The organism is Collinsella sp. WCA1-178-WT-3 (M1), from assembly GCF_009696325.1.
Classification (GTDB): domain Bacteria; phylum Actinomycetota; class Coriobacteriia; order Coriobacteriales; family Coriobacteriaceae; genus Collinsella.
Map to the genome: position 1 here is coordinate 107172 of NZ_VUME01000004.1, position 19369 is coordinate 126540.

Consider the following 19369-nt stretch of genomic DNA (forward strand, 5'->3'; position numbering starts at 1 on the left):
CGATGTCGGTTCCGCCGGCGTGACGTTTGCGCTGGTTGTGCATGGCAGCGGCACTGCGGCGTTGGCGTTTGAGCGAGGGGATGGGGGTGTCCGTGGATATCATGCGAGAGGAATCGGGCAACGAACCCGTCGCGGCATTCTCGATGTCGCATCCGGCGGTGCCGGCGCTCTACATGGTGCTGACGCTGGGGCTCACCATGTTCTCGATGCAACCGGTGCTGCTTGCGCTGTCGCTTGCGGGCGGGCTGGCGTATGGGTTTGCGACGCGCGGCGTCGCACGCACGTTGGGGGCGCTTCGCTGGCAGCTGCCGGTGATTTTGATTATCGCGGTGCTCAACCCGTTATTTAGCGCTTCGGGCTCGACGGAACTGTTCCGTATTGGCATGCGTGCGGTGTATCTGGAGAGCATGGTATACGGCCTGTGCATGGGCGGGCTGTTTGTGGCGAGCGTGCTGTGGTTTGAGGCCGCGGCGTCCATGCTTAGCTACGACAGGGTGCTTGCGCTTTTGGGTAACATCGCGCCGGTGATCGCGCTCATGATCTCGATGTGTATGCGGCTTATCCCGCAGTTTTTGCGTCGCGGTCGCACGGTGCTGGCGGTGCAGGATGCGATTGATGTGCCGGGCCGCGCGCCGGCCGACCCCGTGCGTTCGCGCCTACGGGCATCGAGCGTGTTGATGGGCTGGGGCATGGAAGATTCGCTGGAGCGTGCGGACGCCATGCGCTCCCGTGGGTGGGGCGCCGCGGCGCGTCGCACGACGTACGCGCGGTATCGGCTGGCGCGCGGCGACGTTGCCGCGTTGGTTGGGCTTGCGCTGTTTGGCGTGGCCACGGCGGCAGTGGCGTGGACCGCGACGATGCAGTATTCGTTTTACCCGCAGCTTTCGGTGCCAGCGCCGTGGCCTGGCTATGTTGTATACGCGACCTGGATGGCGCTGCCCTGCGTGCTGCATGCGATTGACGAGAAGAGGTTTGGCTGATGGCTCGGTTGGACGGGAGCATCATGGTGGACGCGGTGTGCGGCTCGGATATACCGGCGATTGAAGTGCGGGGCCTGCGCTTTGCCTACCCCGGGGCCGAAGTGCCGGTGTTCGAGGAGCTCGATTGGCGTGTTCCCCAAGGGACGTTTGCGTTGCTTGTCGGTGGTACCGGGTCGGGCAAGTCGACATTACTCTCGTTGCTCAAGCCCGAGATTTCGCCGGCGGGCGAATGCTCCGGCGAGTTGCGCATGCTGGGTGAAAGCGTTGCCGACATGGACGTTCGCGCGTCCGCGGAGCGCGTGGGCTATGTGTTTCAGGACCCCGAGAACCAGATTGTGTGCGAAACCGTGTGGCACGAGATGGCGTTTGGCCTGGAAAACTTAGGCATGTCGCGCGACGAGATGCGTCGTCGTGTGGCCGAGACCAGTTATTTCTTTGGGGTGGAGGATTGGCTCCACCGCGATACCGATACGCTTTCGGGCGGACGCAAGCAGCTGCTGTCGCTGGCAGCCGTGCTGGCGTTGCGCCCTCGCGTGCTGCTGCTCGACGAGCCCACGTCCCAACTGGATCCCGTTGCCGAGAAAAATTTTCTGCATGCGCTGTTTCGCGTGAATCGCGAGCTGGGCTGCACGGTTGTTGTGGCAACGCACCAGCCGCGCCCGATGCTTGAATACGCGACGTGCGCGTATCGGATTGAGGGCGGGCGCGTATGCGAGGTCGCTGACATCGCCTCCTTGGGGCATCGCGAAGAGCTGTTTTCTGGCGAGGTGCCAGGGTGGGGTGGCTCACGGCGTGCAAAAAACGGAGTTTTCAGCAGCGCCAGTGGCCGGCCGGGCTATTTGGACCCGCGCGTGGGCGCTCCGGGCGCAAAAAAAAGACCGAAATCGGACAAATCGGCTGAATTTGAGGCGCAAATCCTGTCGCAAGACGACTCGGGGGCGCCGTCGTGCGCCGGTGGATGCCGAATACTCCCAAAAATGCACGCTGGGTCGGCTACCACCCTGGCAGGGGGCTGGTTTCGCTACGATCGAGCGTCCGGCTGGGTGCTGCGCGGGCTCGATGCGTCGTTTTCGGCAGGCGCGGTGCATGCTGTTGTGGGCGGTAACGGCTGCGGTAAGTCGACAATGCTTTCGGTGCTGGCCAAGACGGTCAAGTTGCAGCGTGGGCATATGGAGCGCGGGGCGGCCTCGGCGGCACTGCTGCCTCAGAATCCCAAGGCGCTGCTGGTTGCCGAGACGGTGCGCGAGGAGCTGATGGAATGGGCTTCGACCTGCGGATATGACGAGGCTATGGCGCGAGAGCGCGCGACGAGTCTGGGATTGTCCGGCTTGGATGGGCGCCATCCGTACGATCTTTCGGGCGGGCAGCGCCAGCTGCTTGCGTTGGCAAAGCTGCTGTTGATCGGCCCCGAGCTGCTATTGCTCGATGAGCCCACCAAGGGTTTGGACCTGGCCAGCCGTCGCATCATCGCCCGCGCCCTGCGCGACCATGCGGAGGCTGGCGGTACCGTCATCATGGCAACGCACGATCTGGATTTTGCCGAGCAGGTTGCCGATGACATTGCCATGATGTTCGACGGCGAGATTGCCTGCATGGAGCCGCCCGCCGACTTTTTTGCCGACAATGTGTTTTATAGGGCGTGATGGGATGGCGAATTATCGCGTCTTGCGCCTACTCGCAAAACTGGAGATCCCACTGCTGCTAGCGGTGCCAGCGGTAATGGCCGCGGCGTTGCTAGCAGGCGTTGAGCAGGCGGCGCTTGCCATGCTTGTCGTGGTGGCGCTGGTGCTCGCGCTGTTCTTTGCGGGTTACGAGGCGTCGCGACCGGGCCTGCGCCAGATTATGCCCACGCTGGTTCTGGCGGCGTTGGCCGCGGCGGGGCGTATCTTGTTTGGCCCCATTCCCGACTTTAAACCCGTGAGCGCCATCTCCATTATCGCCGGGGCGACGCTCGGTCGTCGTAACGGCTTTATGGTCGGTGCGCTGGCGGCGCTGACCAGCAATTTCTTTTTTGGGCAGGGCATGTGGACACCGTGGCAGATGTATGCCTGGGGTCTGGTCGGCTATGTTGGCGGCGCGCTGGCGCATGCGGGTGCGTTCGACCGTGCCGATGGAACCGTGCGCATGCCGGCGCTGATGGCGTACGGCTTTGCGTCGGGCCTGCTCTATGGCGCTGTGATTAACGCCTACGACATCATCGGTTTTGTGCAACCGCTCACGTGGGCGGGCGCCGTGGCGCGTCTTGCCACGGCGGTACCGTTCGATATCACACACGGCCTTGCGACCTGCGTGTTCTTGGCCGCTCTCTACAAACCTTGGTGTCGTCGCATTAACCGTGTCGTCGTGAAATACGGGCTGTAGTGGCGGTTGCGCCGGGGCGAGAATCAATACTGTTGAAGTGCCATTTCAAAACTATGCCGGTTTACGGGGCTAGATTGGCACAGGCAGACCATACCGGCTTTTCCCGAAAATAGACGAGCCGTCTACCTGCGGTTTTATTTTGCTTGAATTGCGTTTGGTTGGGGGTTTGCGATTCAGCCCCGTAAACCGGCATAGTTTTGGAATGGCCGGCTGATATGACAGGCGTCGTGACCCTCAGAGAGCCAAATCGATCCGCTTTCTTCCGCCCCCAGACGTCCCCAGGGAATCAGTTGACGGCGCTTGCCACGAAACTAGCCCATCTACTACGTTTAGCTTGATACCCTCGACCATGACCGCGTTTTATGAAAAACCGCAGGCTTTCTACCTGCGGTTTTCTTTTTGCGTTGTTCGCTGTGGTTGAGGGTAGTGGCTTAAACGTAGTAGATGGGCCAGTTTCGTGGCGGGTGTGCCGCGTGGATTCCCTCGCGAGGTGAAAATGATCCGTTTTGCTTCGTCCCCGAGGGTCGGCTGGGGCTAGAGCTCTAGGGTGAGGGTGACGGGGCAGTGGTCGCTGCCAAAGATGTCGCCGCGGATGCCGGTGTCGCGCACGTTGCCGGCGATGGCGTCGCTCACCAGGAAGTAATCGATGCGCCAGCCCGCGTTGTTCTTGCGGGCATTAAAGCGGTAGCTCCACCAGCTGTAGACGCCCTCGACGTCGGGATTTGCCGCGCGCCAGGTATCGGTAAACCCGGCGTCGAGCAGCTCGGTAAACTTACCGCGCTCCTCGTCCGAAAAGCCTGCGTTGCCGCGGTTGGACTTGGGGTTCTTAAGGTCGATCTCCTCGTGCGCGACGTTAAAGTCGCCGCAGGTCACCACGGGCTTGCCGGTCTCGCGCTCGAGTCCCGCCAAAAAGCCGCGATAGGCATCGTCCCAGGCCATGCGCACATCGATGCGCGCGAGCTCATTTTGGGCGTTGGGCGTATAGACGTCCACAAACCAAAACTTGTCGAACTCGAGCGCGCAGACGCGGCCCTCGGTCGCGGCCTGCGCCACGAGCTCGGCTGCCGCGCCCTCGCCGGCGTAAGGCAGCAGCGCATCGGCACGCAGCACGCGCAGCGGTTCCTGGCGGCTAAAGACCGCAGTGCCCGAATAGCCTTTACGCTCGGCGTAGCTCCAGGTTTGGTGATAACCGGGCAGGTCGATATCGGCCTGGCCCTCCTGCAGCTTGGTCTCTTGCAGCGCCAGGATATCGACATTGAGCTCCTGTGCGATCTGGATAAAGCTCGGGTCCTTTTTGAGCACGGCGCGCAGACCGTTGACGTTCCACGAGGCGAAAGTGTAAGTCTGAGGCATGGTGTCCTTTCGACGGGGTTTGCAGGCTTAAGATTAGCGCAAAAGGGGCGGTGGTGGGCTCCGCGCGTGCTGACTCAAAGGCCGCATGCTGGGATGTCGCCCGACGCTGCCCGACCAACAAGGACGGAGGACTTATATGACGCAGGCGATATCGGATCCCAAGAGGGCCTCCGCCGCACTGGCGGAGCTGTTTGGTACCCACAAGCGTGTGGTCTTCTTCGGCGGCGCCGGTGTTTCCACGGCGAGTGGCATTCCCGATTTCCGCAGCGTGGACGGCCTATATCACCAACAGTTTGCCTACCCGCCCGAGACCATGCTCTCGCATAGCTTTTACGAGGCGCATCCGGCCGAGTTCTTCGACTTCTACCGCACCAAGATGATCTCGCTTGGCGCCAAGCCCAACCGCTGCCACACCAAGCTGGCCGAGCTGGAGCGCATTGGCAAGCTTGATGCCGTGGTGACGCAAAATATCGACGGTCTGCATCAGATGGCGGGCTCTCAGCGCGTGTTCGAGCTGCACGGATCGGTCCATCGCAACATTTGCCAGTCGTGCGGCGCGGTCTATAGCGCCGAGTGGATTTGCGCCCGCGGGCACGAGGACGCCGCGGGTGTGCCCGTGTGCCCCGCGTGCGGCGGGCGCATTAAGCCCGATGTGGTGCTCTACGAGGAGCCGCTCGACGAGCATGTGCTGACCGACGCCGTTGCCGCCATTGCCGCGGCCGATGCCCTCATTGTGGGCGGGACCTCGCTCGTGGTGTATCCGGCGGCGGGTCTTACGCGATACTTTACCGGCGATACGCTGGCCATATGCAATCTTGCTCCCACCGATCAGGATGCAAATGCCGACCTGCTGATTTCTTGCGACATCGCTGCCGCGTTTGCGTTCTAGCCCGCGCGCGCGGATACAATAGAAAGACTAATTGCAAAGCGACCCCGCCGCCTGCGCCCGAGCGTGGCGGCGCGGGCATTTTAGGAGGATGTTCATGGCGAACGACAGCAAGACATGGCGGTGCGGAAAGTACGAGCTCAGCTTTGACCGTCCGCGCATCATGGGCGTCCTCAACGTGACGCCCGATTCGTTTAGCGACGGCGGGGAGCATTTCGACCCGGATGCCGCCATCGAGTACGGCCTGGCGATGCTCGACGCCGGTGCCGACATCATCGACGTGGGCGGCGAGTCCACGCGCCCCGGTTTTACCCCGGTCAACCCCGACGAGGAGGCTCGCCGCGTGCTGCCCGTTGTGCGTGCGTTGGCCAAAGAGGGCGCCATCGTCTCGATCGACACACGTCACGTGGCGGTTGCCAAGGCGGCCGTGCGCTGCGGCGCCTCGATCGTCAACGACGTGACGGGATTCACCGACCCCAAGATGGTCGAGTTTGTCGCGACGAGCACCTGCGGCGTCATCGTGATGCACGCCGGCGAGGTCGCCGCGCCCGCTCGCACGCATGCAACGGTGCAGCTCGATACCTCTGCCGCGGCGTTTGTTGCCGAGAAGGCGCGCGAGGCGGCTGCCGAGGCCGCGCGCGAGGCCGAGAAGCCCGCCCGCCGTCGTCGTGGCAAGCTGCTGGGCGAGCCCAAGACGGAGGCCAAACTGCCGGGTGGCGTGGTGCAGCCCTCGCTGCCGTTTGGCGATCCGGAGCCAGCGCCCGAGCCAACGGGCGAGCAGAAGCAGGAGACGCCGGCCGCCGAGCAGGCTGCCCCTGCCGCCGAGGCCGCCGCGACCCCTGAGCCCGCGCCGGAGCCCAGCGATCACTTGGCCGCCATGATGCGCCGCAGCGCCCGCCGCGAGGAGGCTTATGTGCCCACCTCGCAGCTCCGCCGCTTTACCCTGCCCGATTCGGCGCCCATCATGCGCCGCGTCATGGGCTTTCTGTCCGATCAGGCCCGCGCGCTCATCCATGCCGGCGTGTCACGCGACCGTATCTGCATCGATCCGGGTCCGGGTTTTGGCAAGACGGCCAACGAAGATATTGTCATCCAGCGCGAGACCGCCAAGATGGCGTCGCTGGGCTATCCGCTCATGTGCGCCGTGTCGCGCAAGCGCTTTGTGGGCGCCGTCTCGGGCGTGACCGAGGCCGCCGAGCGCGATGCCGCCACCTTTGGCGTGTGCCTGGGCGCTATCCAGGCCGGTGCCAACATCGTGCGCGTGCACGATGTCACCGGCTTTGCGCAGTTCCTGAACGGCTACTGGGCTGTTGCCAAGCCGCAGCCGCGTCGCGCGTTTGTGGCCGCGGGCTCCAACCTGGGGCATCGTTGCGACAACATCCGCGCCGCGCGCGACATGATCGCCGAGATTCCGCTCACCTGTGTGTCCAACTGCTCGCGCATCTACGAGAGCGAGCCGGCCTACGAGACGCGCCAGGACGCGTTTGCCAACGCTGTCATCGAGATCAAGACCGAGCTGGCGCCGCTGGTGCTGCTCGACGAGCTTATGAAGATCGAGGCCGAGCTGGGGCGCGACCGATCCAAGAAGGCCAAGGTCAACGGCCCGCGCACCATCGACCTGGACCTGCTGTGGATGGATGGCGAGACCCATGGCGGCAAAAAGCTGCGCCTGCCGCATCCGCTGATTGGCGAGCGCGACTTTGTGCTGGTGCCGCTCGAGGACCTGATGCACGACCCGGCGCGGTTCTTCCGCTACGACGGCGTCGAGGTCAAGGAGCCCGAGGATCGCGTGGGCCATATCGTGGGCGAATTGGGGCGTATGTAGATGATCGAGATGAATGCTGTTGCCGCCGGTACCGAGCTCGACGCGGCACGTGACGCGGGCCGCGAGGGCGTGTCCGCGGGCTGGTGCGCCTGGAGTGCCGGCGACACATCGTTGACGTTTTCGCTGGTCGTGCGCCCGGATGTGAATATGCACGCCTTCCATGGCCTGCCGTTTGTGGCGGCGATGGGCATGATGGACGCGCTCGTGGGCACGGCATCGACGCCGGGGCTGGGCCTTGCCGGCAAGGTGGGCATTCAGTGGCCGAGCGATATCGTGTACGGCGCGCCCGCGTTTGAGACGTCGTTTGCACGCGTCACCGTCAACGGCGGTGCCGGTGCCGCGGGCATGTTCGGTGCCGTGACGGTGGATATTGAGCGTGCGGCGCTGGGCGAACTTGGCGTGGATGTGACCGATGAAGCGCTGGTCGAAGCGCTGACTACCGCCGTGCTGGCCCGCGTGGACGCCTGGGCGGTTGTCGCCAACACGCCGCAGGGCGCCGCCGGCCCGCTGGCTCCCGTGCTGGGCGAGTACTTCGACATGGTGCCGCTGCTGGGCCACCAGGTTGCGGCGGTGTCGCCCAACGGCTTGCCGCTTGCGGTCGGTGTGTTTGCGGGCCTGGACATCTGGGGTCGCGCGACCATCAAGACCGATGCCGGCGAGCAGGAGTTTCCGCCCGAGGCCGTACGGATTCGCGGGCTGTAACGCGAGATGCCCGCGCTCAAAGACAACGATGACAACAAGACCCTCCCCGGCAGAGTGAGCTGCCTCTGCCGGGGAGGGTCTTTGCGCGACTACAGGGTGGCATCGCGGCCCTATTCCTCAAAACTGAAAATTTTTCGTTTTTGAGGAATAGGATTAAGGCAGCTCGGCCTTTTGCGAGGTATATTCGCTATAGAGCCTATTCCTCAAAACTGAAAAATTTTCGTTTTTGAGGAATAGCGATAAAAGACTGCGAGGAGGCCCCGATGAAACTCATCAATAGAGCGTCATATATGGACACGTTGACGAGTCTTATTGGCGTGCCGGATATCAAGGTCATCACGGGCATCCGCCGCAGCGGTAAATCAAAATTGCTCGAGGCCCTCCGCGATTACGTGGAGGCAAATCTGCCTAATTCGAATGTCATCCATATCAACTACAACCTCGATGAGTTCGAGAACCTGCTCGAGTATCACGCGTTGCTCGCTTATGTAAAAGATCATCGGGTGCCCGGCAAACAAAACTTTCTGCTTATCGATGAGGTTCAGATGTGCGAAGGTTTTGAGCGTGCGATCAACAGCCTTCACGCATCCGAGCATTATGACATCTTCATTACCGGATCGAATGCCTTTTTGCTGTCGAGCGATCTGTCGACGCTCTTTACGGGGCGCACGTTCGAGATCGAGGTTTTCCCATTCTCGTTTGAGGAGTATCGTCTCTATGGCGACGAGGGCGAGGTCGACCGTGACTTCGATGAGTACGCGAGAACCGGCGGTATGTCTGGCTCTTACCCTTATCCACTGCAGGAGCAGCGCTATCAATATCTCTCCAACGTCTTTAAGACGCTCATTGTGAGAGATATCGTGCAGCGGCATAACGTGAGAAACGAATCGGCGCTGCTGCGCATTGCCGATTACATGATGGACAACGTTTCCAACATTACGTCGGCACGCAACATTACCGATGCATTAAATGCGGATGGACTAAAGATTACGAACAAGACGGTCGGTGCGTACATGGGGTACCTGTGCGATGCGTTTGCCTTCTATAAAGTTCGCCGATACGACATTCGCGGCAAGAAATACCTTAAGAGCGGCGAGAAGTATTACCTGGCGGACCACGCGTTCAAATACGCGCTGCTCGGTACACGTGATATGGATTGGGGGCGCGTGTACGAGAACATGGTGGCCATCGAGCTGCTGCGCCGCGGATACGAGGTATACGTCGGCGTACTCTATAAAAAGGAAATTGACTTTGTAGCAATCAAGCGAAGCGAGAAGCTCTACATTCAGGTGAGCGACGACATCAGCTCGGATAAGACATTTGAACGCGAGATTTCGCCACTGCTGAGCATTGGCGACGCGTATCCCAAGATGATTCTCGCCCGCACGCATCACGAGGCCACGGACCGCGACGGAGTGCAGATCGTGGACCTGGCGAGGTGGCTGTGCGGGGAGGCGTAGCGTGCATCGAGCCTATTCCTCAAAACTGAAAAATTTTCGTTTTTGAGGAATAGAAAGGCTTTGAGCCTCTTAGAAAGCCATTGGGCTGCCTTTCCGGTGCGAGATTTGTGTCCGCGCCGTGCGAAATAATAGTTTATGTCCTAACGATGGGAGCAGACTATGGCTGACAAAGCAAATTCGGCATGTCCACAGGCATGGAGGGTTGCAAAATCCCTATCCGAGAAAATACTCGCTCAAGGCAAGAACGGGGCTTGGTCGCCTGCGTGCGTCGCGAGCTTGTTGACGATTGTACGAAAGGGTGCCTCGGGCGCCACATGTCGGGAGCTCGACATGCTCCTGGGCGATGGCGACATGTTTAGCGAGCGTGATCCCTTCGGCATCGAGCTGGAGCGGAACTGGGGCTATGACGGTTATGACGCGAGCACGGCAACGGCAGCTTGGCTTTCCAGGTCCGCGAGCCCATCGGAGGCGTTTCTGCACGAGTGCGACAAATGCAGCGTGCATGTGTCAATCGATGACTTGGCCGATCCGCGCGTTAGCCAACGGGTGACCGATTGGATAGCCGAACAAACTCACGGCCTACTGTCGCCAAGCATCGAGTTATCACCAGTGGCTCTTGCCTGTCTTGTGAGCGCGCTTTACATGAAGGATGCATGGGCGGATCCGTTTGACGGCGAATCGACCAAAGTTGAGACCTTCCATGCAAAGAACGGCGATGTTCAAGCAGCGTTTATGCGTGGCAAGCGCGATTGTGCGGTGATCGTCGAGAACGGCAGGGTTGCCTTCTTGTTGCCGCTCAGCTCCGGTGCCGGCGTGTGTTTTGTTCTTCCGAGCGGCGAGGATGATCATATTGATGATGCGCTTGGGCTATTCGAGCGTCTGTCCCACGGCGAGGGAGAATGGGAGCCCGTCGACCTGGGGATTCCTCGCTTTGAATGCGAGTCGACGCTCTCGGACGTCTGCTCGCTGCTAAAGGCCGCCGGCGTCTCTACGGCAACTGCGATGGAGCTTACACCTATGGTGGGGGTAGAGGGGACTCCAACGCAGATTGTCCATGGCGCGAAGTTCGCTGTCGATGAGAACGGCGTAGAGGCCGGAGCGTACACGGTGATGGTCGCTGTCGCGGGCCTTCCGCCGGAGAACCCGCCAGAGCCGCGCAAGATAACGCTTGACAGGCCTTTCTATGCAGCGCTCGTGTCTCGCACCGGCGTACCGCTCTTTGTGGCAAGCGTCGCGCTGCCGTCGGTGGACGTGCAAGAAAGGTGAGGTTGAGGTTTGCGAAGGGGGGGCTGCTATGCCAAGGGTTGCCAACGTACTCTTTCCAGCTGACTATTCTGTTTTGATGAAACGTAGTCCCTTGATCTGGCTCACGGAGGGGTTGGAGAACTGGAGTCACCTAGTCCGTGCGTCAGAGAAACTGAGGGGATAAGACAGTGCTCACGCTTGGCTCCGGTCCCTGTCTTACCCCAGCTCCTGCATGCGGCGGTAGATTTCGCAGATACCCTTAATGGTGAGCTGTCCATCGACCACGTCGAAGGCATCGGTCGAATCGGCGACGATGCCGGCGAGGCCTCCCGTGGCGATAACGGTGGCATCCTCGCGGCCCAGCTCGCGCTTCATGCGCGCGACCAGGCCTTCGGCCATAGCGGCGGTGCCCACCACGGCGCCGACCTTGATGCACTCCTCGGTATCGCGGCCGATGGCGTGCTCGGGCGCCTCGAGCGGCACGCTGGCGAGCTTGGCGGCGCGGGCGGCAAGTGCATCCATGGAGATGCGGATGCCCGGCGCGATCGCTCCGCCAATGTAATAGCCGCTCTCATCGATGACGTCGATATTGGTTGCGGTGCCAAAGTCCACCACGATTGCCGGCGCGCCGTAGAAAGTCTCAGCCGCAACGGCGTTGGCGACGCGATCGGCACCTACGGCCCGGGGACGCGCCGCGCGCAGCTTGGTTACGGCGGCCGTCTGCGGCCCAATGACGATGACGTCTGCGGCAATGCGGTCGGCCACGGCATGCCATTCTCGCGAGAGCTGCGGCACCACGCCCGCAAAGGCGATAGCGTCGACCGCGTCGAGCGAAAGGCCGTACATCTTAAAAAAACCCATCAGGCGCACATGGATCTCATCTGCGGTATAGGAGCGGTCGGTGGGCATGCGCCACGACTGCACCAGCTCGTCTCCGTCAAACAGGCCCATGGCCGTCTGCGTGTTTCCCATATCGATAGCGAGCAGCATGTCTACTCCCGGTTTCGGCATAAAAGGACGCGCACCATTGTATACGTGCTGTCGACGGCGCTCGACTGCGATTCGTTTACGGTGATATGGGCTGAGGGGTTTTAAATATGAAGGAATTATGCTCTACGAGATTTTCCTTGCCGTCCACCGAACTCCCGAGTAATATTCTTTCTTGCGCACATGAGGCGCCCAGACATTGCGGGGTGGAGCAGTCTGGTAGCTCGCCGGGCTCATAACCCGGAGGTCGTAGGTTCAAATCCTGCCCCCGCGACCAAGACTTTTAACAGCTCAGAGGCCTTGTTCCTCTGGGCTGTTTTTCTTTGGATAAATAGCACGGCGAGCTAGTTGCTGAGCGGGCATTTTGGATCCCCCGTGTCAATCTATGCGCCTTGGAGGTCGTTGGTTCGAATCCGGCCTCCACGATCAAAACTCCGGGTCAGACGCAGGAAAGCCTGGCAGCGCGAATAAACGAAAAATACCATCATGCCGAGATGATCGGCATGATGGTACATCTTGGAAGTGATCTCGAGCGTTATCTTTAGGGAGGGTTCGAGATCACTTCCGCTTTCTTTAAATGACGAGCTGAGCGTTACGCAAGATTACTGAATAATTACATTTTCAGTAGTATAAGATGCCTGTGCGTATCGCTGAGCATTGGCAAACTGCGAAGTAGCAAGGCCATACATAATCGCAGCCTGCTCCTTATCGCCTTTCGCATTGGCGCAATCAGCCATAGTGGTGTAATTGCATCCCGTGTGCACCGCCTCAGCAGCCTTATTGTAATACTCCATGGACTCGTCATCCACTGAGCCCTTCTTATACAATTCAGCTCCTGCATTTCTTACCGCAATACGCGCGTCGACTTCTGCGCTCTTATTAGTGGCCTGCATGTTCTTTCCGAGAGTAAGCCTGTAGTAATTAGCTGTACCATAGGGAACGTCTGAACGGAATTTCTCGTCATGACCTCTCAAGACATACATTTCCTGATCAGTTGCATCAAAAATTGTCCTGAAAATTGTCTTGAATTCTATGTCATCGCCTTCTGGAGAGTGGAACTGATAGAAACCACCGAAGTCCCAATTTTCCTCACTCCATTTGCCCTCGTCATAGTAACGAATGCTTCCGAGTCCGTTCGCGAGCGTGAGTGGGGTAACGCTGCCGCTCTCGTCTTGCATAACCTTTTCTAGAGTATTGGCTCTTGGCACGCTATCCGGATATGCCTCATATGAATCATTCATCCAGAGCTCATCCCTGAAATGATTCGCTGCAATTAGATAGTCCGTCTCACCGTAGTCACCGGCTTTGCGTACTACATATGCATTATCTTTTTGCTCGATGAGATACGCATTTCCCTTGTTGTCGGAAACGTTGATGTTACCCGTGTGAATCCACTCAGTTTTCGTAAGCATTTTGACTGCTTCGTCTGCCGTATCGCACTTTGTGGCTGTGTACCAATAAGCAAACAAAGTATCGAGGAAGGTGCCTTCCCTATCGATTGTCTTAGCATCATCGCTTGGCGATGCCGTAGGCCCTCCGGCATAGGTAATAATAAGGCCCTTAGAGTTCATGAACGCATTTCCCTGCAGTCCACCTGATGCAATGACTGCATTGCCATGTTTCGGATAAGAAACCATGCTCGAGAACATTGCGGCGGGTGTTGTGCTGACTGCATCAAGATTAGCGGCTCCAAGATGATGACCATCCTGAGTCATACTTCCCCAAGCAGATACATTCATACATGTTTTTGAACGCTCTGGATCATTTGAGCTCTCTGGATCAAAATGCATCATGAGGTCATAGTTAAGAACAGATGAGCCCATAACTGCAACTACTGCATCTTCCTTTGAGACTCCTGCCCCCTCAGCTACGCCCGACAAGAAATTAAATACAGATGGATCATCCTCTTCATAATGTTTCAGAATCTTACCCATAGCTTCGTTATATGCGGCATCGTCTGCCTCTGCATAAATTGAAGCCATTACAGCTGTCCAGTTACTTTCTAACTGATCCTTTTGCTGTAAGCCATACTGCTTTCCCATGTCAAACCAGGAGCCATTTACATACACAACTTCTTGCGCATTTCCTGCGTTGACGGTTGCATCGAACTTCCCGTCAAACTCTTCGTTTTCAGAAGTTGATCCGGCATTTGCCAGCGTGCCGTCTGATGACCCACCTTGCGTATTGTTTGCAGAGCATCCTGGGCCTGCCACCATGCTTAAACATAGGCTGGCGCAACACAATACGCAGGCTATCTTTCTTCTCATAATCCTGTCACCTTCTCTTTCAGAGGTTCCGTGTTGCCGATAACTTGATGGCTAAAGCAGAGGCCCCTCGTTGCCGACAACCTAATGACAAAATTATGTAATTTTCCGATCCGCTTTCACATGAACTGGTCTCGATAAATATGTTCAATCTTAGCCTATACCCTGGTTTAGCGCTTTATGAACCAGGGTTCATAAAGCGCTAAACTGTATAAACAAAAGGAAGTGGGATTCATATTGATTAGCCCAACGTAATCAACGTTATGAACATCTGATTTTCTGCAGCAGCTGCATCCTGTTGCTAACATCGGCCTTCTGGTAAATGTTATGCGTATGAGATTTGACGGTGCCAGTCGAAATAAACAACAGTTCGGATATCTCCTGTGTGCTTTTCTCCTTGAGCAAGAACCCCAGAATCTCTCGCTCTCTGAGACTAAGGCCAATAGATGTCGCATAGGCGTCTATGATTTCTTCCGAAAGCTCTCCTGTCAAGGCTTCATAGCTGATCGGTTTCACTGTGATCTTGTCAACAAAAAAACGCGCCGCAACAACAATAAGATATGCGGCAACAACTATCTGGGAGACGCTTTCGCCAAAATTGCGGCTTCGAATCGCGCCGCTAGTTACTAGGCTTGCAACATCATTATTTAGCCCATAATGTAACCCCGTAAGAATATCCTCAAAGACAGTCATTAATCCCAGGATTCCAACCAGTCGCAAGAACATATCTAACCTTAAAAACATGCTCTTATGCACTGTTTTGCCAAAGGACCTGCTACCGATAAAGGCCAGCACGATAACCAGAAGTTGGAATGGCAATAAATAACAAATATACAAGAATCCTGTACGCACCTTTAACAAAGGGAACATAATGAGCCAGATGAACAATGGCGCTTCCACCAATGTCAATATCCACGTTTTTGACCCTCCAACAGCCCCCTTGAATAAATGACATATGAGAAAGGCGCAGGCGAAATATAATAGCGACTTGATTACTACGGGCACCGAAAAAAAATTATGAAAGTAATAATAAAGGGGCGAACTAATTTCGTATCCTCGAACTATTAGCTCAATCAAGTACTGGCTTAGCATAAACAGAGCGATATACAGATATTCCTTCTTTTGACCTCCGATATAGAGGATTAAATAAAGGGCTGCACAGATTACACAGCCAGATTTTATTAATAAACTTAAAACAGCAGACAGCACCAGCATCAGGAGCCACCACCCTTTTCCTTCTATAGCGCGCAGTGCCCTATTTAATTCATATCATTTATCCGCAATCCGTCTTCTGGATCTCCTTGCTCTGCTTCTAGTAAGCAAGTCTTTTCCCGCAACCTCTTCAACATCCTTTCAATAGCACGTCATATAATACCAGTTGCAGCGTCCGCATCATTCGCTATGAACATCGCCGCCGTGCCCAGTAGCCCTCAGGCGTCCCGAAGGCCGGTGCGTCGCCGCTGACGGGCACGATGCGCTTTTTCACGAGTCTAAAGATGCATAATCTACGGACTTTTCTTTCTCTTGTCATACTTTTGAAAGTGTTCGTAAGAGGCTACCGATCCATTGGAGGCGTAGAGAGTCCAGGTGATGCGCGGACTCATCCCATCGAGCGGGCGGGTGGAGTCTGGCCTTCCAGGCAGGATGAGCGTCGTCGGGGTGATCTTGCCTAAAGACATTGGACTGTTTATTGGACTAAACATAAGAAAACTCGATTATCAGGGGCGGGTGCCATAAGGCACACCGCCCCCCTTTGTGCGTATGGCGCCAGGACCATGCGCTCGAAAGCGTTGCCCAAACGCATGGTTCATCCGCACAAAGCCCATGGTCGCTATGGGCAAACATCGGTGCGCCTGCACATGGTTTTGAGCCTGTTCTCGAGCGAAAGTATGGCTGTCGATACGCATGCAATTCGCATGAAACCCGGGCTCGTCCGAGAGCCCTATAAAGGAGGATTCGCATGAGATTGCGCTCGATCATCATCGCCCGGCCCAGACACGTGCCGTGAACCTTGATCGCACCGGTCATGGTGTTGAGGCAGAACATGTCGTTATAGCGTGTGAGCGGGCCTGTCGAGCGGGCAATCTTCTCGTCTAGATCGCGTTCGATGATGTAGCGCACGGCTTCGTCCTGCAGCATATCGCCTTCGGAGAGCTCGGCGCGGGTGATGGCTGCAAAAAAGGGGGGGGTCGTCGGCATCGTCGAGCTCAAAGCCACCGCGGGCGGCATAGCGGTAGACGGGATCGACGACGAGCACCGGGTTGCCCATAACGGTAGAGGCTGTTTGCGTGAGGTTCTTGAGCCCCGCGTCGCTCAAGAGCGCCTCGAGCAGCGCTTGCTTTGCGGTGGACCTATCGGTGGTACTCGGTTGCATGGGTGTCCCCTCTGCCGCGTCTTCGCCGTAGTCGACGCATGACCAAATTATTATCGCAGGCTGCGCAGTATTAGGTTGTTTAAAAAGGTGAGTGTGGCGGTCGTTTTCTCGAACGGGGACGGTGTTGTTGGGGCTGTCTCAATCTGTAACAGGTGGGTCCGATTTTGGTCTGTAGATGTTACAGATTTAGATTTCCGGCGAGCGGGGCTCCGTTTGTCTCGATCTGTAACACGAGGGACGGATTTTGCCGAGTTGTTGTTTCAGATTGAGATATTCGGACGGACAGTTGCCGTTTGTCTTGATCTGTAACAGGTGGAGGCCAAAAGTCGGTCTAGATGTTACAGATTGAGATGTTTGGTCGGACCGAGTTTGTTCGTCTCGATCTGTAACATCTGGGGTCGTTTTTGGCCTGTAGGTGTTATAAATCGAGATTTTCCGACGGAACGCTTCCGTTTGTCTTGATCTGTAACAGGTAGGGGTCAAAAGTGGGTCTAGCTGTTACAGATTTAGATTGTTGAGGATGGGTCGAGAGGAATATCTCGATCTGTAACAGTAAGACCCGGTTTTGCTGGGTAGCTGTTACAGATCGAGACAAACCGACGGGCCGCCCCGCCCCATCCGCCTGCCGCTGCCTGCTATCCGCCGATTTTCGTTGTGCCGCTGTACCCCCCATGCCATATCCTCTAAACAACTACGCGGCACCATCGCCGCCGCGTCTACAAGAGAGGAATGTCCATGACCGCACCTGCGTCCAAGCTGCTCCAGCCCATTACGGTTGGCCCCCTTGAGCTCAAGAACCGCATTATGTTTCCGCCGCTGACCACCGGCTATGAGGAGCGCGACGGTTCCATCGGCGAGCGCAGCCTGGCTTTTTACGAGCGTCTGGCCCGTGGCGGCGTGGGCTACATCGTCATCGGCGACGTCGCTCCCGTCATGACCGCAAGCCCCACGCCCAAGCTGGCAACCGACGCCCAGATCCCCACGTTTAAGGCGCTGGCCGACGCCGTCCACAAGCACGGTGCCAAGGTCGCGCTGCAGCTGTTCCACCCCGAGTACGACGTGCCCGGTGTCGGCCGCATGGTCATGGGCTCCATGGCTGCGGCCAAAGCCGCGCAGGAGGCCAAGGCCGCCGGCGACGAGGAGACCTTTGCCGCCAAGATGGCCGAGTCCAACGAGATCCGCAAGCAGGCATACGCCAAGCTGCACCACGACATGCAGCACTTTGTGAACGAGGCGAGCGTAGAGCAGCTCGCCCAGATCAAGGAGGCCATCGCTGCCTCGGCCGCTCGCGCGCAGCGGGCCGGCATCGACGCCATCGAGGTCCACGGCGACCGCCTGGTGGGTTCGCTGTGCTCCGCGACCCTCAACAAGCGAACCGACGAGTACGGTGGCTCGTTTGAGAACCGCGTTCGCTACGCGCTGGAGGTCGTCGCTGCCATCAAGGAAGCCGCGCCGCAGCTGATGGTGGAGTATAAGCTCCCCGTGATCATGGAGAACCCCGATGGCACGCCGCGTGGCAAGGGCGGCCTGCAGCCCGACGAGGCCTGCGAGTTCGCCAAGCTGCTCGAGGGCGCGGGCATCGATATGATCCAGGTTGCACAAGCCAACCACACCGGCAATATGGGCGACACCATTCCGTCCATGGGCGCCATGCCCTACAACTGGACGCTGCCCGTGGCCGAGCGCGTCAAGACCCTGGTCTCCGTGCCGGTAGCAACTGTGGGCCGTGTTGTCTCGGTCGAGGCTGGCGAGAAGATTCTGGAAGACGGCGCAGCCGATATCATCGCCTATGGCCGCTCGCTCATGTGCGACCCCGACATTGCGCTGAAGGCCGCCACGGGCGAACCCATCCGCGAGTGCCTCAACTGCAACAAGGGCTGCGTCGATGCGATTCAAAACCGCAAGTACATCTCGTGTGTGCTCAATGCCGAGAACGGCGACGAGGCTACCATCGCCATTAAGCCGGGCGAGGGCGACAAGAAGATCGCCGTTGTGGGCGGCGGTATTGCCGGTCTGGAGGCCGCACGCGTGGTGGCCAAGCGCGGCTACGACGTGACCGTCTACGAGGCGAGCGATCATCTGGGAGGCCAGATTGTGCTGGCGGCCGCGCCTCCGCGCAAGGACGAAATCATGCGCTCGGTCGAGTATTACGAGAAGATTCTGCCCGGCCTGGGCGTGAAGGTTGAGCTCAACCACGTCGCTACCACTGAGGACCTCAACGCCGCCGACGCCGCGATTGTGGCCGTGGGCGCGCACGACGTGGTCATCCCCGTTCCGGGTGCCGATTCTAAGAAGGTCGTCTCGAGCTGGGACGTGCTGGCCGGCAAGGTGGAGCTTACGGGCCGCGTCGCCGTCATTGGCGGTGGCCTGGTGGGCACCGAGACTGCCGAGTACCTGCTGCAGCACGGTTGCGAAGTGGCGATCGTGGAGATGCTCGACAAGATTGCCGCGGGCGAGTCCGAGACCATTCTGCCGCTGATTATGAGCGACTTTGCAGAGCACAACGTGGAGCAGCACGTGAAGACCCGTCTGACCGCCATTACCGACGAGGGCGTGGAGGCCGTGCGCACTGCCGATGACGGCGCCGAGGAGCCGGTGAAGATCGCCTGCGATTACGTGGTGATGGCCGTCGGTTCCAAGGCCAACGCGTTTGACTTGGATGGCGTTACGGTGCCCGTGACCTGTGTGGGCGACTGCTCGGGCGAGCGCACCGCCGACATTGCGAACGCCATTCGCACGGCATATCACGCGGCCAACGAGCTGTAGTTGAACATCGCGGCCAGGCGGGGCGGTAGCACGGATCTGTCTCGCCCGGCCGCGTCCCATCGGGTGTCAATCGGGGCGGGGCCTGCAAGCGCAGCAGGTCCCGCCCTTTTTGTTTTGCCCCGGTGGACGGCAATGCGCGCTAATCATGGGGAGTGAGGCGTCTACT

At 58.5% G+C, this 19369-nt stretch carries 13 protein-coding genes and 1 tRNA gene; 10 read left to right on the forward strand and 4 right to left on the reverse strand.

Annotation, left to right across the window (positions count from 1 at the left end; all coding sequences use genetic code 11):
• Positions 1–101 precede the first annotated feature (101 nt).
• The 3 genes from FYJ40_RS04050 to FYJ40_RS04060 are packed head-to-tail and all read left to right on the forward strand — an operon-like array spanning position 102 to position 3341.
• Complete coding sequence (locus FYJ40_RS04050; protein WP_154516868.1) at positions 102–980, forward strand: energy-coupling factor transporter transmembrane protein EcfT; 879 nt, start codon at positions 102–104, stop codon at positions 978–980.
• Positions 980–2623, forward strand: a complete 1644-nt coding sequence (locus FYJ40_RS04055) for an ABC transporter ATP-binding protein (protein ID WP_154516672.1) — start codon at positions 980–982, stop codon at positions 2621–2623. Before FYJ40_RS04050 ends, FYJ40_RS04055 begins: the two co-directional genes overlap by 1 nt.
• A 4-nt stretch (positions 2624–2627) precedes the next feature.
• Positions 2628–3341, forward strand: coding sequence for a DUF6580 family putative transport protein (locus FYJ40_RS04060; protein ID WP_154516669.1), 714 nt, complete (start codon positions 2628–2630; stop codon positions 3339–3341).
• A 534-nt stretch (positions 3342–3875) separates the two neighbouring features.
• Here FYJ40_RS04060 and FYJ40_RS04065 read toward each other — a convergent pair.
• A complete protein-coding gene (locus tag FYJ40_RS04065) occupies positions 3876–4694 on the reverse strand; it encodes an exodeoxyribonuclease III (protein WP_154516667.1) in 819 nt (272 codons plus the stop codon).
• Positions 4695–4830: 136 nt separating this feature from the next.
• Here FYJ40_RS04065 and FYJ40_RS04070 point away from each other — a divergent pair, with 136 nt between their 5' ends.
• The 5 genes from FYJ40_RS04070 (at position 4831) to FYJ40_RS04090 (ending at position 10833) form a co-directional block, all read left to right on the forward strand.
• Positions 4831–5583, forward strand: a complete 753-nt coding sequence (locus tag FYJ40_RS04070) for an NAD-dependent protein deacylase (RefSeq protein ID WP_154516664.1) — start codon at positions 4831–4833, stop codon at positions 5581–5583.
• Positions 5584–5677: 94 nt separating this feature from the next.
• Positions 5678–7405 carry a dihydropteroate synthase gene (gene folP, locus FYJ40_RS04075; protein ID WP_154516661.1) on the forward strand — a complete coding sequence of 576 codons (1728 nt, stop codon included), beginning with the start codon at positions 5678–5680 and terminating at the stop codon, positions 7403–7405.
• Complete coding sequence (locus tag FYJ40_RS04080; RefSeq protein WP_154516658.1) at positions 7406–8107, forward strand: hypothetical protein; 702 nt, start codon at positions 7406–7408, stop codon at positions 8105–8107. It abuts the gene before it with no gap.
• Positions 8108–8370: 263 nt separating this feature from the next.
• Positions 8371–9567 carry an ATP-binding protein gene (locus FYJ40_RS04085; protein ID WP_154516655.1) on the forward strand — a complete coding sequence of 399 codons (1197 nt, stop codon included), beginning with the start codon at positions 8371–8373 and terminating at the stop codon, positions 9565–9567.
• 159 nt (positions 9568–9726) lie between these two features.
• Entirely contained in the window at positions 9727–10833 is a 1107-nt protein-coding gene (locus tag FYJ40_RS04090; RefSeq protein ID WP_154516652.1) for a serpin family protein, read from the forward strand.
• 195 nt (positions 10834–11028) lie between these two features.
• Here the strand turns inward: FYJ40_RS04090 and FYJ40_RS04095 are convergent, their stop codons facing one another.
• Positions 11029–11802 (reverse strand): type III pantothenate kinase, encoded by a 774-nt coding sequence (locus tag FYJ40_RS04095; RefSeq protein WP_154516649.1) that lies wholly within the window; start codon positions 11800–11802, stop codon positions 11029–11031.
• A gap of 197 nt (positions 11803–11999) precedes the next feature.
• Between FYJ40_RS04095 and FYJ40_RS04100 the strand changes: the two genes are divergently transcribed.
• Positions 12000–12076: transfer RNA gene (locus FYJ40_RS04100), tRNA-Met, on the forward strand.
• Positions 12077–12401: 325 nt separating this feature from the next.
• Here the strand turns inward: FYJ40_RS04100 and FYJ40_RS04105 are convergent.
• Entirely contained in the window at positions 12402–14066 is a 1665-nt protein-coding gene (locus tag FYJ40_RS04105) for a C45 family autoproteolytic acyltransferase/hydolase (protein WP_154516646.1), read from the reverse strand.
• 258 nt (positions 14067–14324) lie between these two features.
• On the reverse strand, positions 14325–15278 hold the full coding sequence (locus FYJ40_RS04110) for a helix-turn-helix transcriptional regulator (RefSeq protein WP_154516643.1): 954 nt from the start codon (positions 15276–15278) through the stop codon (positions 14325–14327).
• 1894 nt (positions 15279–17172) lie between these two features.
• Between FYJ40_RS04110 and bilR the strand changes: the two genes are divergently transcribed.
• Positions 17173–19203, forward strand: coding sequence for a bilirubin reductase, long form (gene bilR, locus FYJ40_RS04115; protein ID WP_229770656.1), 2031 nt, complete (start codon positions 17173–17175; stop codon positions 19201–19203).
• The last annotated feature ends 166 nt before the right edge of the window (positions 19204–19369 follow it).

Bases quoted from the DNA above. Each gene is read 5' to 3' on its own strand.
- FYJ40_RS04050 (WP_154516868.1), top strand. From the start codon at position 102: ATGCGAGAGGAATCGGGCAACGAACCCGTCGCGGCATTCTCGATGTCG.
- FYJ40_RS04055 (WP_154516672.1), top strand. From the start codon at position 980: ATGGCTCGGTTGGACGGGAGCATCATGGTGGACGCGGTGTGCGGCTCG.
- FYJ40_RS04060 (WP_154516669.1), top strand. From the start codon at position 2,628: ATGGCGAATTATCGCGTCTTGCGCCTACTCGCAAAACTGGAGATCCCA.
- FYJ40_RS04065 (WP_154516667.1), bottom strand. From the start codon at position 4,694: ATGCCTCAGACTTACACTTTCGCCTCGTGGAACGTCAACGGTCTGCGC.
- FYJ40_RS04070 (WP_154516664.1), top strand. From the start codon at position 4,831: ATGACGCAGGCGATATCGGATCCCAAGAGGGCCTCCGCCGCACTGGCG.
- folP (WP_154516661.1), top strand. From the start codon at position 5,678: ATGGCGAACGACAGCAAGACATGGCGGTGCGGAAAGTACGAGCTCAGC.
- FYJ40_RS04080 (WP_154516658.1), top strand. From the start codon at position 7,406: ATGATCGAGATGAATGCTGTTGCCGCCGGTACCGAGCTCGACGCGGCA.
- FYJ40_RS04085 (WP_154516655.1), top strand. From the start codon at position 8,371: ATGAAACTCATCAATAGAGCGTCATATATGGACACGTTGACGAGTCTT.
- FYJ40_RS04090 (WP_154516652.1), top strand. From the start codon at position 9,727: ATGGCTGACAAAGCAAATTCGGCATGTCCACAGGCATGGAGGGTTGCA.
- FYJ40_RS04095 (WP_154516649.1), bottom strand. From the start codon at position 11,802: ATGCTGCTCGCTATCGATATGGGAAACACGCAGACGGCCATGGGCCTG.
- FYJ40_RS04105 (WP_154516646.1), bottom strand. From the start codon at position 14,066: ATGAGAAGAAAGATAGCCTGCGTATTGTGTTGCGCCAGCCTATGTTTA.
- FYJ40_RS04110 (WP_154516643.1), bottom strand. From the start codon at position 15,278: ATGCTGGTGCTGTCTGCTGTTTTAAGTTTATTAATAAAATCTGGCTGT.
- bilR (WP_229770656.1), top strand. From the start codon at position 17,173: ATGACCGCACCTGCGTCCAAGCTGCTCCAGCCCATTACGGTTGGCCCC.